Below are 18726 nucleotides of genomic sequence, written 5' to 3'. Positions count from 1 at the left end.
TGCCAACCGATATATTATCTATACAATTAAAAATGAAAATAGTTCACTAGGGGTGCCGCATTTGTGGCTGAGATCAACGTGTGACGTTGGGACTCTTGGAACCTGATCTGGCGTTATAAACCAGCGGAGGGAAGTGGCAGAAACTTTGATTCTAATATGGATTGGAGCAAATTGATTAGCTTAGAATTCGAATGCGATGTCACTTTTCCTCAGGGAAAAAAGTGGCATTTTTTATGCACAAAAATTTTAGGCTTTAAAGTCTAAGCAAAATGTAATCCTTTCGCTATGGAAATTTGTGGATAACTAAGCTTTCTATTCATGAAATCGTCTTAGCTCATATTGAGCAAAACTCGTCATCTCATAAAATTCACTTTTACCATTGGTAGAATGCTACTGTATTGGAATTCAGCTAGGTAAAAAGTTACGATGCTAATACGTTATCGATGTCGTACATGCAATGAGATATTGGCATGAGGGGGAGAAACAATGTCTGTTTTACAGTGGTTTGTTGACTTGGGAGCTAGTGTTATGCTCCCATTTGTAATTTTTATTTTTGCATTGATTTTGCGCACAAAGGTGAGCAAAGCTGTTCGCTCTGGGTTAATCGTTGGTATTGGTTTTATTGGTATTAATCTTGTTATCGGTCTATTAGGTGACAGCTTAGGGCCTGCAATTGAAGCTATGGTTGACAAATATGGTTTAGAGCTCACCATTATTGATGTTGGTTGGCCAGCAGCTGCAGCTATATCATATGGAACCGTTCTAGGCAGTTTGACGATTCCGATAGGTATTGCTATCAATTTACTTTTATTATCGATCGGATTTACTCGGACACTAAATATTGATATATGGAATTTTTGGCATACTTCTTTTACAGCCTCATTAGTTTTGGCGTTGACCAATCATTTCGCTATGGCTGTTGGAGTAATGATTGTTCATCATATAGTATTGCTTTTGCTTGGTGACTGGATTCAGAAGGATATCCAATCCTTTTATGGATTTAAACAGATTACTTTCCCGCATGGGGCTTCTGCTCCATCTTATATCGTAGCCAAACCTTTAAATTACGTATTTGATCGGATTCCTAAATTTAATAAGCTACAGGCAAATCAAGCTTCCATTCAAAAACATCTGGGTGTGTTTGGTGATAAGACAGTAATGGGGGTGGTCATCGGTTTATTTATTGGTGTACTGGCAGGATATGACCTTAAAAATACGTTAATTTTAGCAATGCAGACAGGGGCAGTGCTTGTCTTATTACCACGTATGGTTGCTTTATTAATGGAAGGACTTGCACCTGTTTCAGAAGCCGCTGGAAATTATATGAAGCAACGTTTTCCAGAGAGGAATTTATATATTGGAATGGACAGTGCTTTAGCGGTGGGGCATCCAGCCGTTTTATCAGCTTCTTTGTTATTAGTGCCCATCACTCTGTTTTTAGCCGTGATATTACCAGGTAATAAAGTGTTACCTTTTACAGACTTAGCGACGATTCCTTTTCTTATCGCTTTAATGGTACCTGTTTTTAAAGGTAATATAATTCGGACAGTTATTGGTGGAGCTTTTTATATTGGCATTGGTCTTTATATTGCAACTTGGGTAGCTCCTTTAGTAACAACGACAGCAATGAGTGCCGGTTTTAATATGGGAAATTATGGGGCGATTTCTTCGCTTGTAGATGGTGCAGTGTGGACAACTTTTCCTTTCATTTGGCTAACAGGAAGGATGCATTGGTTTAGTTTTATAGTTTTTGGGTCATTTATAATGGGTTTATTCTTCTATGTTAACAGACGAAAGAGACGCAAACATAAAAATAATTCCTATTGGAGGAAATAAAATGATTAAAATACTCGTAATTTGTGGTACTGGGGTTGCAACTTCTACAATGGTGAAAGAAAAAATACGTGAATGGCTAGAAAAAGAAAAGCTGATACATCAAGTATCGCTTTTTCAATCTAGTGTAGCAGAAGCAGTAAATCAATATGATATGTATGATTTTGTTATCTCAACGACTATTGTACCTGATGAAATGAAAGATTATGTGATTGACGGTACGCCATTCATATCGGGAATAGGGGTAGAGGAAATGTATCAAATAATTCGTGAAAAAGTATTTAGCTGAGAATAGAAATAGATATAATCTGCTGAATGATCGTACAGTTTATCGTACAAGCAGAACTACGGCTTACGTGATGAGAATGGGCTATCAGTCTTGTCTTTCTCAGGCTTTAAACAAACGATGCGGTTGGAAGGAAGTCTCATGTATTGAATACTCCCCTCCGAACATATATCATAGTTTGACGATAAAAAATTCCCACTACTATCATTATTGTAGAAGTGGGAATTTTGTTGCTCCTATTACGCAAATAACTCTTTTACAAATTAGGAGCCTTACGATTTTTTGTCTTTTGTTCATAAGCGTAGTCAATTTGAAATAGATCTTGTTCTAGAAAAGGTTTGCCGATAAAAGTAGCTCCAACTGGTTCACCGTTATCGTCGAATGAATGATAGAATTCTTGCAATTGAAATTTATTATTGGTAGTTCGTTGTTAGGTTTTTTGGTAGCGCATTTCCTATTTAGAAGCGATCAAGAAGTTGGGGAGGAGCAAAGTGAAATCTATGCAGAATAAAAATTCTGAATTAAAATAATTATCATTCGTTTTTTGGCGATCTGTTTCTGATAGCGGGAAACTTAAGATGTGATTTATTATGACAACTTTGCACAAGGATGCAACAGAGTATGCTACTTTCTGAATGAATTGCGGAAAAATGTATTATTGAACGAGGGATGGTAAATCATTTAGAGAGCCTAATATCATCCTATACTAGGCTCTCTCCCCTATCCATATTATAAACCTAATTCTTTTAGATCATTAACCATGGTGTCGATACTATCAGCTTGTACACCGTTGTATTTTTTAATGACTTCTCCTTCAGGGTTAACTAAGAAAAAGCTCGTACCATGTGTTACTTGATCGTTGCCTTCAGGAGGGGGAGCGACCATGCTCTTAAATGATTTGATAGAAAACTCTTTGATCTTCTCAAAATCATAGCCTGTTAGAAAGGTCCAGTTATCTAAATTTGCTTGGTATTCTTTAGCGTATTCTTTTAATACGTCAGGTGTATCATATTCTGGATCGACACTGAAAGAGACAAATTGAATATCTATATTTTCTTCATTTGTCTTTTGTTGTAACTTTGCTAAATTAGATGTCATAGGTAAGCATACGGTTGTACAATTTGTAAAAATAAAATCAGCAATCCAATAGTTCCCCTTCAAGTCCTCTAAGGAAAGTTCTTCGTTATCTTGCGTAGTATACGTAAAGTCCATTACTTCTTCTGACATATTTGGTTCAATCTTTTCTTCTGCTCCACCACAAGCTGTTAGAAAAGCAGCTAATACTAGTAAAGCAACCCCTATAAACTTTTTCATCATCAACTTCCTTCCCGTCTTGTTACCCCCACGTATATTTGATGTTTAAAAGGTTATTTTAGAGCTTCAAATTCAAGTAATTTGTCTCTCCGTTCAAGAGTTGGAGGTCTGCTGAGCACGAGTGTAATTAGATGATAGCAGCACCTACATCCCCTGATTCAGAGGGGTTGGTTCTGATCATACCTTTGTAGTACGAACGATCCTAAAGTGATGAGAAAACTTCCAACAATGAAGATCATGACATTCTTTCCCACTTTTAACTCTTCAAAAACCCTTCTAACATCTGTTAACAATATAAAACATAGTTTAACAAAATTGTACCAAGTAAACACTTCCATCGCAATATGGATATGTGAAGGAAAAATGACAACTTGTAATAGATTTTGATATGGACAGCTCGGTTCATTTGTAACGTATATTTCAGTTATCTATTATTTCGTTACAGCAATTCCTGCAGTATCTTTTACACCGATTCTTGTGCAGTGAGTAGATCGCAGACTTCTACTAAACTATCTACTACTCGATACGTTTTGATGTACATTTCTTCATCAGGTTCGACTAAATCAGGTACTACTATACAATTTATGCCTGCTTGATAAGCAGCTCTTAAACCATTTGGAGAGTCTTCTAGCACCATTGCCAATTCGGGGGTTACATTTGCGCGCTTACATGCTTCAAGGAAAATATCAGGATGAGGTTTTCCGCGTGTTACTTCATCCCCACTCATATAAAAGTCAAATCTAGCTTTCAAATTTGTCATCGTCAAATAGCGATCAATCGTTTCTAATGAACTAGAAGAGGCAACACATTTTTTAATCTTTCGTTCATCTAACATATTGAGAAGTTCTGGAACACCTTTCATTATTTTTAAGCCATCGTTTTTTAATACTTTCTCAGATTCATAGAGATAGTCTTCCACTATGAGGTTAAAGGAAAATTTTTCCCCGTATACGCTTTTTAATATTTTCTCATCTTCTTGGTTTCCAGCACCAATAATCTTACGGTATATGTCTAGTGTTAGGTTATACCCAGCATTTTTCATCGCCTTTTTTAAGGCTTGGAAGGCAATCCGTTCCGTATCAAATAGTAAACCGTCCATATCAAAAATCATTAATTTTAGTTGATTCATTGTATATCCTCCTAAATGAATGTAAAATGTTTGTACTTTATTAGTACTGTTCTTAGTTAGTAATGAAAATACACAGACGGAACTTCTGTAGAAAGTGCGTGTATTAATCTTTCAGGTTGATTATTAACGCACTTCAAGTTTAGAAAATCCATGTTTATTATAGCAATGATTAGAGCAACTAGCTAACATTTGGGTGAAAGGGAGGGGGTGAATAGTAGTATAATAAACATAGCTAACATAGAAGAGATGTCACAAATGATGCTGTGAATTAGGAGGTATACGTAAGTGAAAAAAATTGCGAAGGAAAACTATATTTTGTCAATGTCACCAAAGAACAAGCCTGTTGAAACAGTTTTTTCAGAAGAAACAATTCTATTTGAAACGTACGATTGTTTTAGTAATGAAATGAAAAGCGAAGACGATTTATTCCACACAGTCGGGTGGGATAAAATTAATCCAGCGACAGGACCGTTGTTTGTAGAAGACGCCAGACTAGGAGATACATTAAAAGTGGATATATTGGATATTCAAATCGCTAACCAAGGCGTAATGTCCATCACGCCAGAAATGGGGGCTTTAGCAGGTAGTTTTACTGATGAAAAAACAAAAATTATTCCGATAAATGATGGGAAAGCTATTTTTAATGAAACTTTACATTTACCGATAAAACCTATGATTGGGGTTATTGGAACTGCTCCACTTGATGAAGATGTGCCAACAGGAACGCCAAAAGATCACGGTGGAAATATGGATTGTAAACGAATTGGAATAGGATCTTCCCTTTATTTACCGGTAAATGTAGAAGGGGCTCTTTTGGCAATGGGAGATGTACACGCAGTTATGGGAGATGGTGAGGTAGTTATTTGTGGATTAGAGATTGCTGCTGAAATTACAGTTAAAGTTAGCTTGATTAAAGGACAACCTTATCCACTTCCGTTTTTAGCTGATGACAAACATGTGATGACGATAGCGTCTCGTGAAACGCTAGATGAAGCTTCTAAACAAGCAACGAAACATATGCATACTTTTCTTGTGAATGTACTGAAAATGGAAGCGCATGAAGCAGCAATGTTTCTATCTGTGGGAGCAGATTTAAAAATTTGCCAAATTGTTGATCCGTTCATGACATCGCGAATGGAACTTCCGGTGTGGGTGCTGGATAAATACGGTTACCAACTACTGTAGAGAATAATTTTTGATGATTTTTATGTGAAGAAGAGGTAGAGAAAAGGAAAAAATAAGCTTACAAAAATTAATGGGTCTTCTTGAGAGAAATCGTAGGGGGAAAACTCCCTAATCCCCCTACAAGTGCAAGTTATTTTCTTTTTGCAGCGATTAAATGAATCGTATGTAACTGACCAGTATGATGGGCTTCATGGAATGTAGCAACTTTTGCTAGTCCGCCGATTGTATCTTGCCCTAGAAAAGGTTTTTCCAATGGGATAGCAAAATATTCCGTGTCCAGTTTCATAGCACGCTCCATTTGTTCTTGCAGTTTTTCTCTTAATTCTGCAAGGGATGGGACATTTTCTGGCCAATCAGCAGGTTTTGTACCGTTTCCAAATAGAGAAATAAATTCCTCTGGTAAATGCTTTGTTTGGTTTGGGAAACCAAATAGAAATTGCTCCGCGACAGTTAAAATATGTCCGATATGCCAATGTACCGTATTATTTAGTTCGTCTAATTGTTCGTCAATTAGTGATTCATCTAGTTTATCTAGCTCCATAAACAGCATGTTACGATTCAACGCAAATTGTTCAATTAAATCTTTACTCATTTTTCATCCCCCTAATTGCTCAATTTGAGATTAGTATAACAGAGAAGTTACAAGATGAATAGTTTTATACCTATATATGTATAAGAAATATTGTTTTAATTTTTTACATTGATTTCATTGTTAATCCCTAAAGTGAATTTAGTAGAAATATAATACTAAATAGTAGCTCGAGGATTTGACACTTAGAGTTATTAGACATGTTTCCAGTCTTGAACAGAAGTTTTATGTACCTTAAAGGTAATGGAAGGAAATTGCTGGACATATGGTTTTATGTGCTGTAAGGTAGAAGATAATAAAAATGATGAATATTTGAAATCGCTAGGGGTGCCATTTTTAATGGCTGAGATCAACGTACAACGTTGGGACTCTTTGAACCTGAACTGGCTAACAAACCAGCGGAGGAAAGTGACTGTAAGGCTATTTTACTGTACATAGTCTTACTTCTATATATGTGCATACATGTCACTTTTTCCGATGTTGGAGAAAGTGACATTTTTTGTTCTACCTTTCATGAAAAGCATTCGCTTTTCATGTCAAGATGTGTTGTATAAAAAGACTTCAATTTCTCCATAAAACTGTTTAAACGAATGGGAGGGGACCTAATGCAATTATATGCGGTAACGAATGGAGAAACGGAAGAGACAAAATTAATCAATACAATACTAGCAATTGCTCCTTTCGTAGATCACATCATTTTAAGAGAAAAACAGAAATCGAGATTTGAATATTCGCAATTTGTGCAGGAATTAATAAACAGCGGTGCTCCAAAAGAAGTACTTTGTGTTCATACGCATGTTAAAATTCCGTTTTTAACGGGAGTAAATCAATTGCATATGCCTGAATACTGCACAAATATAGGGGAGATAAAGCGCTTATTTCCCTCTTTAAGAGTGGGGCGTTCTGTTCACTCTTTGGAAGCGGCAAAATATGCTGAAAATAATGGGGCTGACTATGTGATGTTTGGACATATTTATCAAACAGATAGTAAACCAGGTATAAAACCAAGAGGATTATACCAATTGGAACAGATCATTCATGCAATTACAATTCCAGTCATTGCAATTGGTGGGATTACAGGAGATAGAGTATCCGACTTTAAAGATATTGGGGTAACAGGTGTTGCTGTCATGTCGGGGATTTTTAGTGCATCTTGTCCAAAGACAGCTGCTATGAGCCTACGTAAGGAGGTAGAGAAAATTGAAGGATCATTATGAAGTTGTCGTTGTTGGCGGTGGAATTATTGGTCATGCTATTTCGTATCACTTAAATAAAAATAATGTAACTACCCTTGTTGTTGAAAAACAGCAAAGTGGAAGAAAGGCGACAAATGCAGCCGCCGGAATGTTAGGTGTACATACGGAGAATAGTAATGCAAATGAGTTTTATAAATTTTGTCAATCTAGTAGAGATATGTATCAGGAATTAAATTGGGAATTGTATCAACTAACATCTATCGATATTCAGTTAGCTTCTGGAGGCATGGTGGAGCTTGCTTTTTATGAACAGGAAAAACAAGCAATGGAATTAAAGCGACAAGCTTTCCCGAATTTAGAATGGGTGGACCCAAGGCAACTGAAAGCATGGTTTCCCACGTTAGGTAAAGAAGCGATTGCTGGCATTTACATGGAGACGGATGGGCATGTGGAACCCTCACGAGTTTGTGAAGCTTTTAAACAGGGGGCTATCGCAAAAGGTGGCAAGGTGAGAGAGGATTGCCATGTGTGGAACATAAACCACGTAGCCAAAACTTTTCACTTGGATACAGATGAAGGTTTGATAACAGCTGAGCGCGTAGTAATTGCCACAGGGGCTGAGAGTGGGCGATGGTTTACAGCAATGGGGCTAGTTAATCCAATGATACCAGTAAAGGGGGAATGTTTATCAGTTATTTCTAGCGGTATTCAGTTAAAACAGACACTCTTTTGTAAGGATTTTTACCTTGTACCAAAACGAGATGGTCGCTATGTTATTGGCGCAACTTCCGAACGCTATAATCAATCGTCCTATGTTTCTGTGGGAGGAATTGAATCTTTGCTAACACATTTTAATACTATTTTTCCATCTTTTCGAAATGCTAGGATAGATTCTTTTTTAACAGGTGTGCGACCTGGAACAGAAGATGGGATACCTGTTATTGGAGAGCATCCTTCCTTACCAGGTCTTTATTATGCTACTGGGCATTATCGAAATGGGGTATTGTTGGCGCCTGCTACTGCGCAATTAATTGGTGACCTAATAATGAATCAAAACCAAAAAGTTATAGAAAACCTAGTGTCTCCCCAGCGTTTAGCGATGGTTAATAGCTAAAACCAGAAAAATATTTCCGAAGATACGCACTATTAAGGCGAAGATGTATTTTATAAAAAACTAGCTTCTGGTCAAGTTTTTTTATGGGGAGTCTACATTTTGCTAGAATGATGATTCCATAGCTTTATCGTTTTCTATATTGTTAAAAAAGAGAGGAGGATATGGTATGGAACTGCATGTGAATGGAGAGACATTGCATTTTGCCAAAGAGACGATGACAATGCTTGATTTGTTGGAAGCTTATGACATACAAGAAAAAGTAGCAGCAGTAGAAAAAAATAAAGAAATTATTGGCAAAAAAGATTATCCACAGACGATTTTGGAAGACGGAGATAGAATTGAAATTGTTCATTTTGTAGGAGGAGGTTAACCAATGTTACAAATCGGAGAGCGAACATTTGCATCTAGATTATTGTTAGGTACGGGAAAATATCCAAGTTTCCAAGTACAAAAAGAAGCCGTAAATATATCAAAAGCAGAAATTCTAACCTTTGCTGTTAGAAGAATGAATATTTTTGACACAAAAGAACCAAATTTATTGGAAGAATTAGATTTAAAGAAATATACCTTATTGCCGAATACAGCTGGAGCTAAAACGGCAGAAGAAGCAGTGCGGATCGCACGTTTAGCAAAAGCATCTGAACTCTGTGATATGATTAAGGTAGAGATAATTGGATGTGATAAAACATTATTACCAGACCCATTTGAAACAATGAAAGCATCTAAGCTGTTACTTGAGGAAGGTTTTACCGTTTTAACGTACACATCGGATGATGTCGTATTAGCAAGACAGTTAGAAGAAGCTGGTGTACACGCAATCATGCCTGGCGCTTCTCCAATTGGCTCTGGGCAAGGAGTAATAAATCCGCTAAATTTGCAATTTATTATTGAGCAATCGAATGTTCCTGTTATTGTTGATGCGGGGATTGGAGCAGCAAGTGATGCTAGTTATGCCATGGAATTAGGCGCTGACGGAATATTATTAAATACGGCTGTATCTGGAGCGGATGATCCGGTTAAAATGGCAAAGGCGATGAAACTTGCGGTTGAATCAGGGCGATTAAGTTATGAAGCAGGAAGAATACCGAAAAAAACATATGCAACCAAAAGTAGTCCAGATACGGCGATGATAGAATGATAAAACAGCGTTATTCACGACAAGAGTTATTTGCTCCAATTGGAACAGAGGGCCAACAAAAACTAGCTAATAAGCATGTCGTTATTGTTGGAGCTGGTGCATTAGGAAGTGCAAATGGGGAAATGTTAGCTCGTGCTGGTGTTGGGAAAATCACCATCATTGACCGCGATTATGTGGAGTGGAGTAATTTAAGTAGACAACAGTTGTTTACAGAAGAAGATGCAGCGCACGCTCATACGAAAGCTAAAGCGGCATCTAGGCGGTTACAAGCAATTAACGGATCCATTAGGATTGAAGGGGTTGTTGAAGAATTTGCAGCCGAAACCGCAGAAGCACTCATGGAGTATGCTGATTTTGTAATTGATGGAACGGATAATTTCAATACGCGGTTTATTATTAATGATGCTTGTGCCAAATGGCGTGTACCTTGGGTATATGGAGGTTGTTTAACGAGTTATGGCATTGTTTTAGCCATTATGCCTGGAAAATCGCCTTGTCTACAATGTTTAATTGATCAAATTCCGCAGCAAGGGAGAACCTGTGATACGGTGGGAGTGATTGCTCCGGCTGTTCAAATTACCGCGGCATATCAAACGGCAGAATGCTTGAAATATTTAACCGGACACGAAATGTCGCAAGAACTGCTTAATTTTGATGTTTGGGAACGAAAGCATGTATCAGTGAATGTAAGTTCGTTAATCAATCCGCATTGTCCGTCTTGCTCAACGAAGGCAACGTACCCATTTTTAATGAAACAACAAGGAATACAGACAGCCGTTCTTTGCGGAAGGGACACGGTGCAAGTACGCCCTGCACAAACCAATAAATTGTCTATTCCTTCCTTAGCGAAACAGTTAAAACCGTTTTCAGATTCGATGAAAGATAATGGGGAATTATTAATTTTTACGATTAAAAAAAACCGTTTTGTTGTGTTTAAAGATGGTCGAACATTAATTCACGGAGTAAGTGACGTAGATCAAGCTAAAAAGTTATATCAGCGTTATATTGGAGCTTAAAAGATAAGCCCCCTGACATTGTTGCTTCGTTATTGAATAATTGAATGCGACTTAAGAGATGACAGGAAAAAGATGGAATCATTTTTGGCCAACTTGCATGAACAGGATTAATGCTGTGTTTCATATAGAACAACCTTTAAATGAAGGAAAAAACTGCCTACATATATAGGCAGTTTTGATCTGTGAACCTTTTTAAAAGAAGTCTATATCGAAATCTATAATCGAACAAGTATAGAGTCTATACCCAGCCAAAGCCTTTTACGACTTGTGCAATAACGAATGTGACGACAATGGCGATAGTAGTAGGTAATATAAAGGCGGCCGACGTCCATTTTACACTTTTTGTTTCTTTCCAAATGTTGAACATGGTTGTACCACAAGGATAATGCAATAAAGAAAATAGCATCATATTAAGCGCTGTTAACCACGTCCATCCATGGTCAAGAAATATTTGTTTTAAATCGTTTAAGTTATCCACTTCGATCATCGATCCTGTTGCAAGATATCCCATTAAAAGAATCGGCAGGACGATTTCATTTGCAGGAAAGCCTAAAATAAATGCCGTTAAAATAAAACCATCCAAGCCAATCGCCTGTGCAAAAGGGTCTAAAAACCCAGCAAAATGTTCAAGAACACTTTGATCACCAACGAAAATATTCGCTAAAATCCAAGTAATAACGGATGCTGGTGCAGCAATAATGACGGCTCTTTTTAATACAAACCATGACTTATCCAATGTAGCTCGAACAATCGTATTCCATATTTTCGGTTTTCTGTAAGGTGGCAGTTCCAATGTATAGTGTGAAGGCACACCGCGCAATAATGTTTTGGAAAGAGCCCATGAAACAAAGATAGTCATGATAATGCCAAACAATACAATTCCTACGACAACGGACGCAGCAACAAACGTATTCATACCGCCTGGAAATCCAGCCGCCATAAATAAACCTGCAAGGAGAATTAATACTGGCCAGCGCCCATTACACGGGACAAAGTTGTTTGTCAAGATGGCTATCATGCGTTCCCGTGGTGACTCAATAATGCGTGAAGACATGACCGCTGCAGCATTACATCCGAACCCCATTGCCATCGTTAACGATTGTTTACCATGTGCACCAGATTTTTTAAATACACGATCTAAATTAAACGCTACTCGTGGTAAATATCCGAAATTTTCTAGCAAAGCAAACATTGGAAAGAAAATAGCCATTGGTGGCAGCATTACACTAACAACCCAGGAAGTACCACGGTAAAATCCTTCTACCAATATTCCATACAACCAATCTGGGGAGTTAGCCCATTGGAATAATGAAGCAAGCCAATTTTCAACTGTAGCAAATAACTGGCTTATAACAATACCTGGATAGTTTGCCCCTACAATCGTTAAATAAATGACTAATCCAAGTAGCATAAGCATAATGGGAAAACCATAAATACGTGATGTTAAAATGTTATCCAAATTTTCATCAAGCCAGGTGGTTTTTTTATTAGAACGCTGTATGGAATGCTGGGTTATGCTTTGTGTAGATTGATAAATACTTGAAACGATATGATCTCTTAACGTATTTTCTTGATCACTGTACTTTTCAAACAATGCATCAAGTTGCTGTATTTGTTGGTTTGTTTCATACGCCATGACAACAGCCTCCTTGTGCAGATGGATGTTTTTCCGAACTGAATTGTTGGTTTTGTATATACGCTTTTAGCGATTCTAATAATTTTTTATCTCCATCTAATATACGTAAAGCGATCCATCTCGCAGGAAAGATATCCCCAAAAATATGCTTGATTTCTGGTTCGAGTTCTTTTATTTTCTTTTCTATTTCTGGACTATATTTAATTTTGTAACCTTTCGTTATTAATTTACCTTCAATCATTCGGTCTATCGTTTTTAGTAGTTGAATGATACCAATTTTTTCTCTAGCTGATATTAACACAACTGGAATACCTAATTGTTTAGATAACGCTTCTTTATCAATATGGATGCCTCTTTTTCTTGCTTCATCAATTAGATTGACACATAGAACGGCACGATCAGTCATTTCTAATACTTGTAATGCTATATTTAAATTTCGCTCTAACGAAGTAGCATCCACTACAACGAGTGCAATATCCGGTTTTTCAAAAATAATGTAATCTCTTGCTACTTCTTCGTCAGCTGAATTGGAGTAAAGAGAATATGTACCAGGTAAATCAATGACCTTATATACATGCTTCTCTGTTTTTAGTTCACCTTCAGCCCGTAATACCGTTTTTCCAGGCCAATTTCCTGTGTGTTGTTTTAACCCAGTAAGCAAGTTAAACAATGTGCTTTTTCCTGTGTTTGGATTTCCTGCTAAAGCAATGGTATGAGACATTTATACCACCTCTTTATGAACTTTCTTTGCGTAGATAAAAGAACTTTCTTCTTTCCGCAGTGCGATCGTCGTGTTAAAAACTTTAAAAGCGATTGGATCTCCTAATGGACTTTTCTGTACTATTTCAATGGTGGCTCCTGGGACAAAACCTAAATCTAGTAATCTACGCCGTATGACATCATCTCGTAGTTCAACAGATGTAATTTCTATTCGATCACCAATTTGAAATTGATAGATAGGTTTTTTATCAAGCATATTATGTCGCTCCTTTGGTTGTGAGTTAAATAGTTGGTTTAGGGAAACTTTAGGTTATACATAACTATATTTTAATAACATATGCTTTGTTGATATGGATGTTGATTTTGTTTACTCTCTAAATATATTATGATTATAACTCAAAAAGTTGCCTTAACGCAAACAATGTGTCCAGTTTTTTTGTAATACTGTAATAAGAGGCTTTCATGATTTTTTTACTTTATGGGGATTTTACAGTTCCTATTAGGAGTAACATGAATGGGGAGTAATGAGCATTCACAGGGGAAAAAAGTTAGTCCGTATTATAAACGAGTATATATCTAAATAATCGGCTTACATTTTAATTCATTCAAGTTAAAACATACCTTGTTGCCATTTCCAAAATGCCAAATGATGGTATAATAGACCTACATAATTAGTTGTTAACTATTTAAAATATGTCGTTATTATAAAGTTATACGATAAAAGAAGTACCGGCAAGGGAACATTACAGAAGCATATTATGTCACTATCAGCAAGCTAGCTGACTCCCCAAGTTTTATGACGAAATCTTCGTTTTTTCTTATACTTCCCATAGTAGAAAAAAGGATGAATTTTAAGTCTTATCGACTAAACAAAACTACGGCAATTTGCCATAAAATTTGCTGTGAAGTGAAATTTTCTAATGTTTTGAAAGGAGGCTAATCATGCGTTGCCCAACGTGTGGAATGAAAAAACAAAGAAGAACGCGTTTCTGTTTAAATTGTGGAAGAACGTTAAAGCGAGGAATAGCATTTAAGTTAACAGCCATCATTTCATTTTTGCTCCTTGTGAGCGGAGGCACTTATTTATTTATCGAAAGTAATGCTGCTAGCAATCGTCTAGAAACGCATACAAAAGCGGCTAACGCTGCAAGTCGCAATGATCCAGAATTAATGAACAAACAAAGCGATGACTTAGATGATGAAAAAACCGTTGAAGAAAAGATTCAAATGGCTGAAAAAAACGTATATACAGTTAGGACGAATGAAAGGGAAGGTGCTGCTTTTTTATATAATGATCAAGGCATCTTATTAACGAGTGCACATCTTGTTGAAGGGCATACGGAAGTACAAGTTAGAAATAATCATGATGCATTTACTGGCTCTGTTATCGGCTATTCCAATGAAACAAATCTGGCAGCGATTCAAGTATCTGAACTGGCAGGGGATCAACCAGCACCAATCGAGAGGGAAAAAGGTTTATCTGCAGGGGATGAAGTTATTGCTATGGGAAGCGAGCGTGTTTTAGACAATAATACAACGCCTACTGTTGTCAACGAAGTGGACTGGCATTTTTCTTATGGAAATTTTACATATGAACATACGTATCAATTGGAAGAGACGCTATTACTGGGATATAGTGGTGGGCCTTTATTGTCTGGCGAGACTGGTAGCATGATTGCTATTAATTCGATTGCCCATGTCAAAGATATTGCTGTACAATTTAGTGTCCCTATACACGAGGTTGCAGATATGATAGACGGTTGGATAGATGAACCGATGAATGCAGCAACAATTACAGAACAATTTTATGATGCAGATGGGGGCTATTTTTTTGGAGATTTTTGGGGGACTCGATATCCAGAAGAAACGGCCACCAATCAAGAAAGTGAATCTACTAGTAAGGGAGAAGGCAGTGTAACAAATGCCGCCGAAAATAATACTTCTAATCATAGGGGACAGCAAACGTGGCAAGCACCTGCTTATACGCCACCAGCTAATAATGGATGGCAAAACCGGGACAATAATACGCAAAATGGCACCAATGATATAAACCAAAATTCGACTCCGGAACAAAAGAAGGATAATGAAACAAATAAAGGCGCTGGTGAGGGTCCTTCAGACGGTGGTGACGATCAAACAAATTATGACGAGAATTCAACTAAACCTACAGATGGACCGAAGAAACCAGAAGAACCAGAGAAACCAAAAGAACCTCAAGAAGACTCGTCAGAAGAAGATAACGAATCTAGTCAGCAATAATTTCATTTGTAATCTTTTTGTCTTAGACAGACTTGGCCTAAGTCTGTCTAAGACTAGAGGCAGTGAGGTGTCATGTTATAAGAGACAAACCCTATCCATTCATTTCCTAATGATAGTTTACTTTTAATTTTCTATCGTTTTTGTTGGTTTTCTTACAAAACACATAATTGCGGCGGCGAGATATAACAAAGATTGAAATAAAATTCCTGATAATAAAAGCCAGCCACTTAGAACAGCTGCTGCAATAAAAAATCCGCCGGCAGTTTTAGGGTTTCGCTTCAACTGTAATACACCAATCAATCCTAAAGTAAAGCTTATCAGAGCACCAATAATAGGAATCCAAATAAAGATAGATAAGAAGGAACCAAGGTCTGAAAGCATTCCAAAATCAGCCGGATCAATAGAACCTTCAAGCAGGTCGATACCACTGTTTAAAAGCAAAATGCCAACGATCCCAAAAATAGCTAAAGCACCGTCCATTAAAAATCCGACAATGCCTAAAATCTTTTCAACTGTTCGATTCACGCTTGTTACCTCCTCAGTCTAATCAATGGTTTTATTATGTTACGTAAAAACAGCACGAATTGTTTCATTTTTCTTTATACGATACAAAACGAACATGACCTCGTTGTAAGTGTGCCAAACGTTATTAGGGTTGCGAATTTAATGTTTCCCTTTTTTCGGAAAGCAAACGGTCACGGTTGTACCTTCCCCAACTTCACTATTAAAATCTATGGTTCCGTGATGAGCGTCTACAAGTGCTTTCACAATGGAAAGCCCGATTCCTATACCGCCAGTCTTGGTCGCCCTTGACTTATCTCCACGATAAAAGCGTTCAAACAAAAATGGAATATCTTCCTTTTTAATACCTATTCCCTCATCCATAACCATAAAACAGATGCAATCTTCCTTCTCTTCTGTAAAAATTTTCACTGTCTTTCCTGTTGGAGTATACTGCAATGCATTGTTCATAAGGTTTGTTAAAATTTGTGTAACTCGGTCTTCATCTGCACGAAAATGGATTTCTTTGTTTGGAAAGTAGCTCCTTAATACAACCCCTTTTTTATGAAAAGCCGGCTGAAATTGACTATCCATAAAACGAAGAAGTTCCCCTGCATCTAAAGTAGACATGTTCAATTTCTTTTGTGGGTTTTCCACTGCAATTAACGTTTCCAATTCATTGACGAGTCGCACTAAGCGCATAAGTTCATGGTGGCTTTTTTGCAATCGTTCAGGAGTTGGTTCCCAAATACCGTCTTGATAAGCTTCCAATTGACTACGTAAGGTTGCTAATGGTGTTCTAAGTTCATGTGCAAAATCAGCGGTAAATTGCTTTCTTAGTTGTTCCTCTTTCGCCAAGGAATTAGCTAATTCATTAAATGACTCCCCAAGCTGTTTCATTTCAATACTTAAATCTTTTACAGGCACGTCTACTCGTTTATGTTTTTTTAATTGCTGTACAGCTGTTGATAACCGCGTAAAACCAGCACTTAACCTTCTAGAAAACAAAAAACTAAATAAAATCGATAACAATATAATAGCGATTACCGCAATTAGTATGTTTTTTTGAATCGATTTTAAGAAAGTAAAGTCCTCACCAACGAGTTCTACTGGATACACCACTTCCATCGTGCCAACCTTTTCTCCGTCTACTTCAATAGGGTGAGAACTTGTTTCGTAATCAACTTTTTCTGCTTGTTGATGCATGCCCATTCCCCTCATCATGTGCTGCATTCTTGTTGAGTCTGCAACAGCATTACCAGCCCGATCATAAATAGTATAAAACAAATTCTCTGTCATTGCTTGGTCATGAAGCATGCTGTTTGCTTGTTCACTTACTAAGCTTCCGGTTTGCTGATACGTTCGAATGATCTCTTCCTCTACAAATGACGTTTTTTCTTCTCTACTTATTTGTAAATAGCTAGAAAATTGATTTTCTACCCCGAAAAATATGGAAAAACTCGTTAAAAAAACACCGCATAAGGAAACAATTAATAAATAAATAAAAATTTTAGTGCGGAGTGTTAGCTTCATCTGGTTTGCCCCCAAACTTATACCCCATTCCAAAAACCGTTAATATATAATCAGGATGTCTAGAATCCTGTTCGATTTTTTTTCGTAAATTTTTTATGTGTGTATCAATACTTCGCTCATATCCTTCAAAAAAAAGATCATCCTCTTCTTGAATTTTTACGAGCAAATCCCCTCTGCTATATACCCTTCCAGGATAACTAGACATTGTTATTAATAGCTTATATTCATTCGGTGTAAGTGCGACAACTTCATTATTGACTTTTACTTCCTTTTTTAAATGGTCAATAATTAGTTGCCCGTCGTTAAAACGGAGTTGGTCATTTTTTTCCGTCTTAGAGATTCGGCGCAGTAAAGCTTTAGCTCGCACAACAACCTCTCTTGGGCTAAAAGGCTTGGTAACATAATCATCTGCACCGATGACAATTCCATTTATAATATCATCCTCTGCTGACTTAGCAGTAAGCATAATAATTGGCATATCACTATCTTTTCTAGTTAATCTGCACACTTCCTCTCCAGAAATATCGGGGAGCATTAAATCAAGAAGCACAATATCTGGGTTCCCTTCTTTTATTTGTTTTAGCGCTTCTAATCCATTGGCGGCAAATAAAATACTCCAACCTTCTTTTTCAAAATAAGCTTGCAAAACTTCACGAATCATTTCTTCATCATCGACAATTAATATGCGTGTCATTATTTTTCCCCCTCTTGTTTTGCACATCTTGTATTCTAGAAAGTGTAACCTGCTTTCATCTCACGAATGTAATAGGCTTACTAAAGCTGTCTAGTTAGACATAGACAATAACTACTTACATCTATTATTTGTAATTCCTATAGTATCATGCCAGCACAGTAGAATTCACATCTTCACAACTTCTCCATAAGTTCTCCATAAGAACTACAAATGCGTGCGATATGATATAGATAATGAAAGAAAGGAGTTGGGCATAATGAAAAAATTAATGATTGGTGCTATAACAGGAGCGATTATTTTAGGTGGTGCAGCAACGTATACATTCGCTGATGCCAATGAAGAGAATCAAGAATTTTATAATGATAGGAGACCGTATATGGAAGAAATGCATCCAAACTTCTCCGATGAGGATTATGAAGCAATGTATAACTTTTGTCACGGAAACGGAGACTTAGAAAGACGGCATCGCGGTGGAAATGGTTTTGATAAAAACAATGAATAGATAAGAGGTGAGTAGTAATGATGAATGGCTATGGCCTTCATTTTGCAGGATTTGGAATACTAGGATGGATAATAAACCTTC

20 protein-coding genes and 2 riboswitches are annotated in these 18726 nt (G+C 37.0%); of the genes, 11 read left to right on the top strand and 9 right to left on the bottom strand.

Translation table 11 applies throughout. From position 1 onward, the window contains the following. Positions 1-38 precede the first annotated feature (38 nt). Positions 39-149, top strand: a riboswitch (TPP riboswitch). Between the two features lie 337 nt (positions 150-486). The 3 genes from HLX49_RS12410 (at position 487) to HLX49_RS12400 (ending at position 2630) form a co-directional block, all read left to right on the top strand. Then, positions 487-1836 carry a PTS galactitol transporter subunit IIC gene (locus HLX49_RS12410; RefSeq protein ID WP_296362233.1) on the top strand — a complete coding sequence of 450 codons (1350 nt, stop codon included), beginning with the start codon at positions 487-489 and terminating at the stop codon, positions 1834-1836. A gap of 1 nt (position 1837) precedes the next feature. Continuing rightward, positions 1838-2122, top strand: coding sequence for a PTS sugar transporter subunit IIB (locus HLX49_RS12405; protein WP_077702842.1), 285 nt, complete (start codon positions 1838-1840; stop codon positions 2120-2122). A 382-nt stretch (positions 2123-2504) separates the two neighbouring features. After that, positions 2505-2630: a hypothetical protein gene (locus HLX49_RS12400; protein WP_296362231.1), complete on the top strand. Its 126-nt coding sequence runs from the start codon at positions 2505-2507 to the stop codon at positions 2628-2630. 218 nt (positions 2631-2848) lie between these two features. Here the strand turns inward: HLX49_RS12400 and HLX49_RS12395 are convergent, their stop codons facing one another. Together HLX49_RS12395 and HLX49_RS12390 are read right to left on the bottom strand one after the other, a co-directional pair. Next, complete coding sequence (locus tag HLX49_RS12395) at positions 2849-3436, bottom strand: SCO family protein (protein ID WP_367112750.1); 588 nt, start codon at positions 3434-3436, stop codon at positions 2849-2851. Positions 3437-3896: 460 nt separating this feature from the next. Further along, positions 3897-4562: an HAD family hydrolase gene (locus HLX49_RS12390; RefSeq protein WP_077702844.1), complete on the bottom strand. Its 666-nt coding sequence runs from the start codon at positions 4560-4562 to the stop codon at positions 3897-3899. A 285-nt stretch (positions 4563-4847) separates the two neighbouring features. On the opposite strand from HLX49_RS12390, the gene HLX49_RS12385 reads away from it, so the two are divergent. Then, complete coding sequence (locus tag HLX49_RS12385) at positions 4848-5747, top strand: acetamidase/formamidase family protein (RefSeq protein WP_077702845.1); 900 nt, start codon at positions 4848-4850, stop codon at positions 5745-5747. A gap of 130 nt (positions 5748-5877) precedes the next feature. On the opposite strand, the gene HLX49_RS12380 is transcribed toward HLX49_RS12385, so the two are convergent. Beyond that, the gene (locus HLX49_RS12380; protein WP_077702846.1) at positions 5878-6339 is read right to left on the bottom strand and encodes a DinB family protein; all 462 of its coding nucleotides are present in this window, start codon (positions 6337-6339) and stop codon (positions 5878-5880) included. A gap of 310 nt (positions 6340-6649) precedes the next feature. Beyond that, positions 6650-6760: riboswitch (TPP riboswitch) on the top strand. A gap of 181 nt (positions 6761-6941) precedes the next feature. Here HLX49_RS12380 and HLX49_RS12375 point away from each other — a divergent pair. The 5 genes from HLX49_RS12375 to HLX49_RS12355 all read left to right on the top strand — a co-directional run bounded on the left by HLX49_RS12375 (position 6942) and on the right by HLX49_RS12355 (position 10800). Continuing rightward, on the top strand, positions 6942-7553 hold the full coding sequence (locus HLX49_RS12375; protein WP_176087286.1) for a thiamine phosphate synthase: 612 nt from the start codon (positions 6942-6944) through the stop codon (positions 7551-7553). After that, complete coding sequence (gene thiO, locus HLX49_RS12370; protein ID WP_296362222.1) at positions 7537-8646, top strand: glycine oxidase ThiO; 1110 nt, start codon at positions 7537-7539, stop codon at positions 8644-8646. The genes HLX49_RS12375 and thiO overlap by 17 nt, the downstream gene beginning before the upstream one ends. Positions 8647-8812: 166 nt before the next feature. Beyond that, a complete protein-coding gene (gene thiS, locus HLX49_RS12365) occupies positions 8813-9016 on the top strand; it encodes a sulfur carrier protein ThiS (RefSeq protein WP_077702849.1) in 204 nt (67 codons plus the stop codon). Between the two features lie 3 nt (positions 9017-9019). Then, positions 9020-9784, top strand: coding sequence for a thiazole synthase (locus HLX49_RS12360; protein ID WP_077702850.1), 765 nt, complete (start codon positions 9020-9022; stop codon positions 9782-9784). Further along, positions 9781-10800: a ThiF family adenylyltransferase gene (locus HLX49_RS12355; RefSeq protein ID WP_077702851.1), complete on the top strand. Its 1020-nt coding sequence runs from the start codon at positions 9781-9783 to the stop codon at positions 10798-10800. Before HLX49_RS12360 ends, HLX49_RS12355 begins: the two co-directional genes overlap by 4 nt. A 238-nt stretch (positions 10801-11038) precedes the next feature. On the opposite strand, the gene HLX49_RS12350 is transcribed toward HLX49_RS12355, so the two are convergent. Genes HLX49_RS12350 through HLX49_RS12340 form a run of 3 tightly spaced genes read right to left on the bottom strand, consistent with a single transcriptional unit; the run spans position 11039 to position 13412 of the window. Further along, a complete protein-coding gene (locus HLX49_RS12350) occupies positions 11039-12436 on the bottom strand; it encodes a nucleoside recognition domain-containing protein (RefSeq protein ID WP_296362218.1) in 1398 nt (465 codons plus the stop codon). Then, positions 12426-13157 carry a FeoB small GTPase domain-containing protein gene (locus HLX49_RS12345; protein ID WP_101933588.1) on the bottom strand — a complete coding sequence of 244 codons (732 nt, stop codon included), beginning with the start codon at positions 13155-13157 and terminating at the stop codon, positions 12426-12428. Before HLX49_RS12345 ends, HLX49_RS12350 begins: the two co-directional genes overlap by 11 nt. After that, positions 13158-13412, bottom strand: coding sequence for a FeoA family protein (locus tag HLX49_RS12340; protein ID WP_176087287.1), 255 nt, complete (start codon positions 13410-13412; stop codon positions 13158-13160). It lies immediately after the preceding gene. A gap of 686 nt (positions 13413-14098) precedes the next feature. Here HLX49_RS12340 and HLX49_RS12335 point away from each other — a divergent pair. Further along, positions 14099-15415: a S1C family serine protease gene (locus HLX49_RS12335; protein ID WP_077702854.1), complete on the top strand. Its 1317-nt coding sequence runs from the start codon at positions 14099-14101 to the stop codon at positions 15413-15415. 123 nt (positions 15416-15538) lie between these two features. Here HLX49_RS12335 and HLX49_RS12330 read toward each other — a convergent pair whose 3' ends face one another. The 3 genes from HLX49_RS12330 to HLX49_RS12320 all read right to left on the bottom strand — a co-directional run bounded on the left by HLX49_RS12330 (position 15539) and on the right by HLX49_RS12320 (position 18143). After that, on the bottom strand, positions 15539-15940 hold the full coding sequence (locus tag HLX49_RS12330) for a DUF4064 domain-containing protein (RefSeq protein ID WP_077702855.1): 402 nt from the start codon (positions 15938-15940) through the stop codon (positions 15539-15541). A gap of 138 nt (positions 15941-16078) precedes the next feature. Continuing rightward, complete coding sequence (locus tag HLX49_RS12325) at positions 16079-17449, bottom strand: sensor histidine kinase (protein ID WP_077702856.1); 1371 nt, start codon at positions 17447-17449, stop codon at positions 16079-16081. After that, entirely contained in the window at positions 17427-18143 is a 717-nt protein-coding gene (locus tag HLX49_RS12320) for a response regulator transcription factor (protein WP_077702857.1), read from the bottom strand. Before HLX49_RS12320 ends, HLX49_RS12325 begins: the two co-directional genes overlap by 23 nt. A gap of 256 nt (positions 18144-18399) precedes the next feature. Here HLX49_RS12320 and HLX49_RS12315 point away from each other — a divergent pair, with 256 nt between their 5' ends. Next, positions 18400-18645 (top strand): hypothetical protein, encoded by a 246-nt coding sequence (locus tag HLX49_RS12315; protein WP_073013282.1) that lies wholly within the window; start codon positions 18400-18402, stop codon positions 18643-18645. Positions 18646-18726: the final 81 nt, after the last annotated feature.

This window comes from Virgibacillus sp. (assembly GCF_013393565.1).
Classification (GTDB): domain Bacteria; phylum Bacillota; class Bacilli; order Bacillales; family Amphibacillaceae; genus Virgibacillus; species Virgibacillus dokdonensis.
The sequence above is the reverse complement of the archived record's forward strand: the minus strand, read 5'-3'. Positions and strand labels throughout refer to the sequence as shown.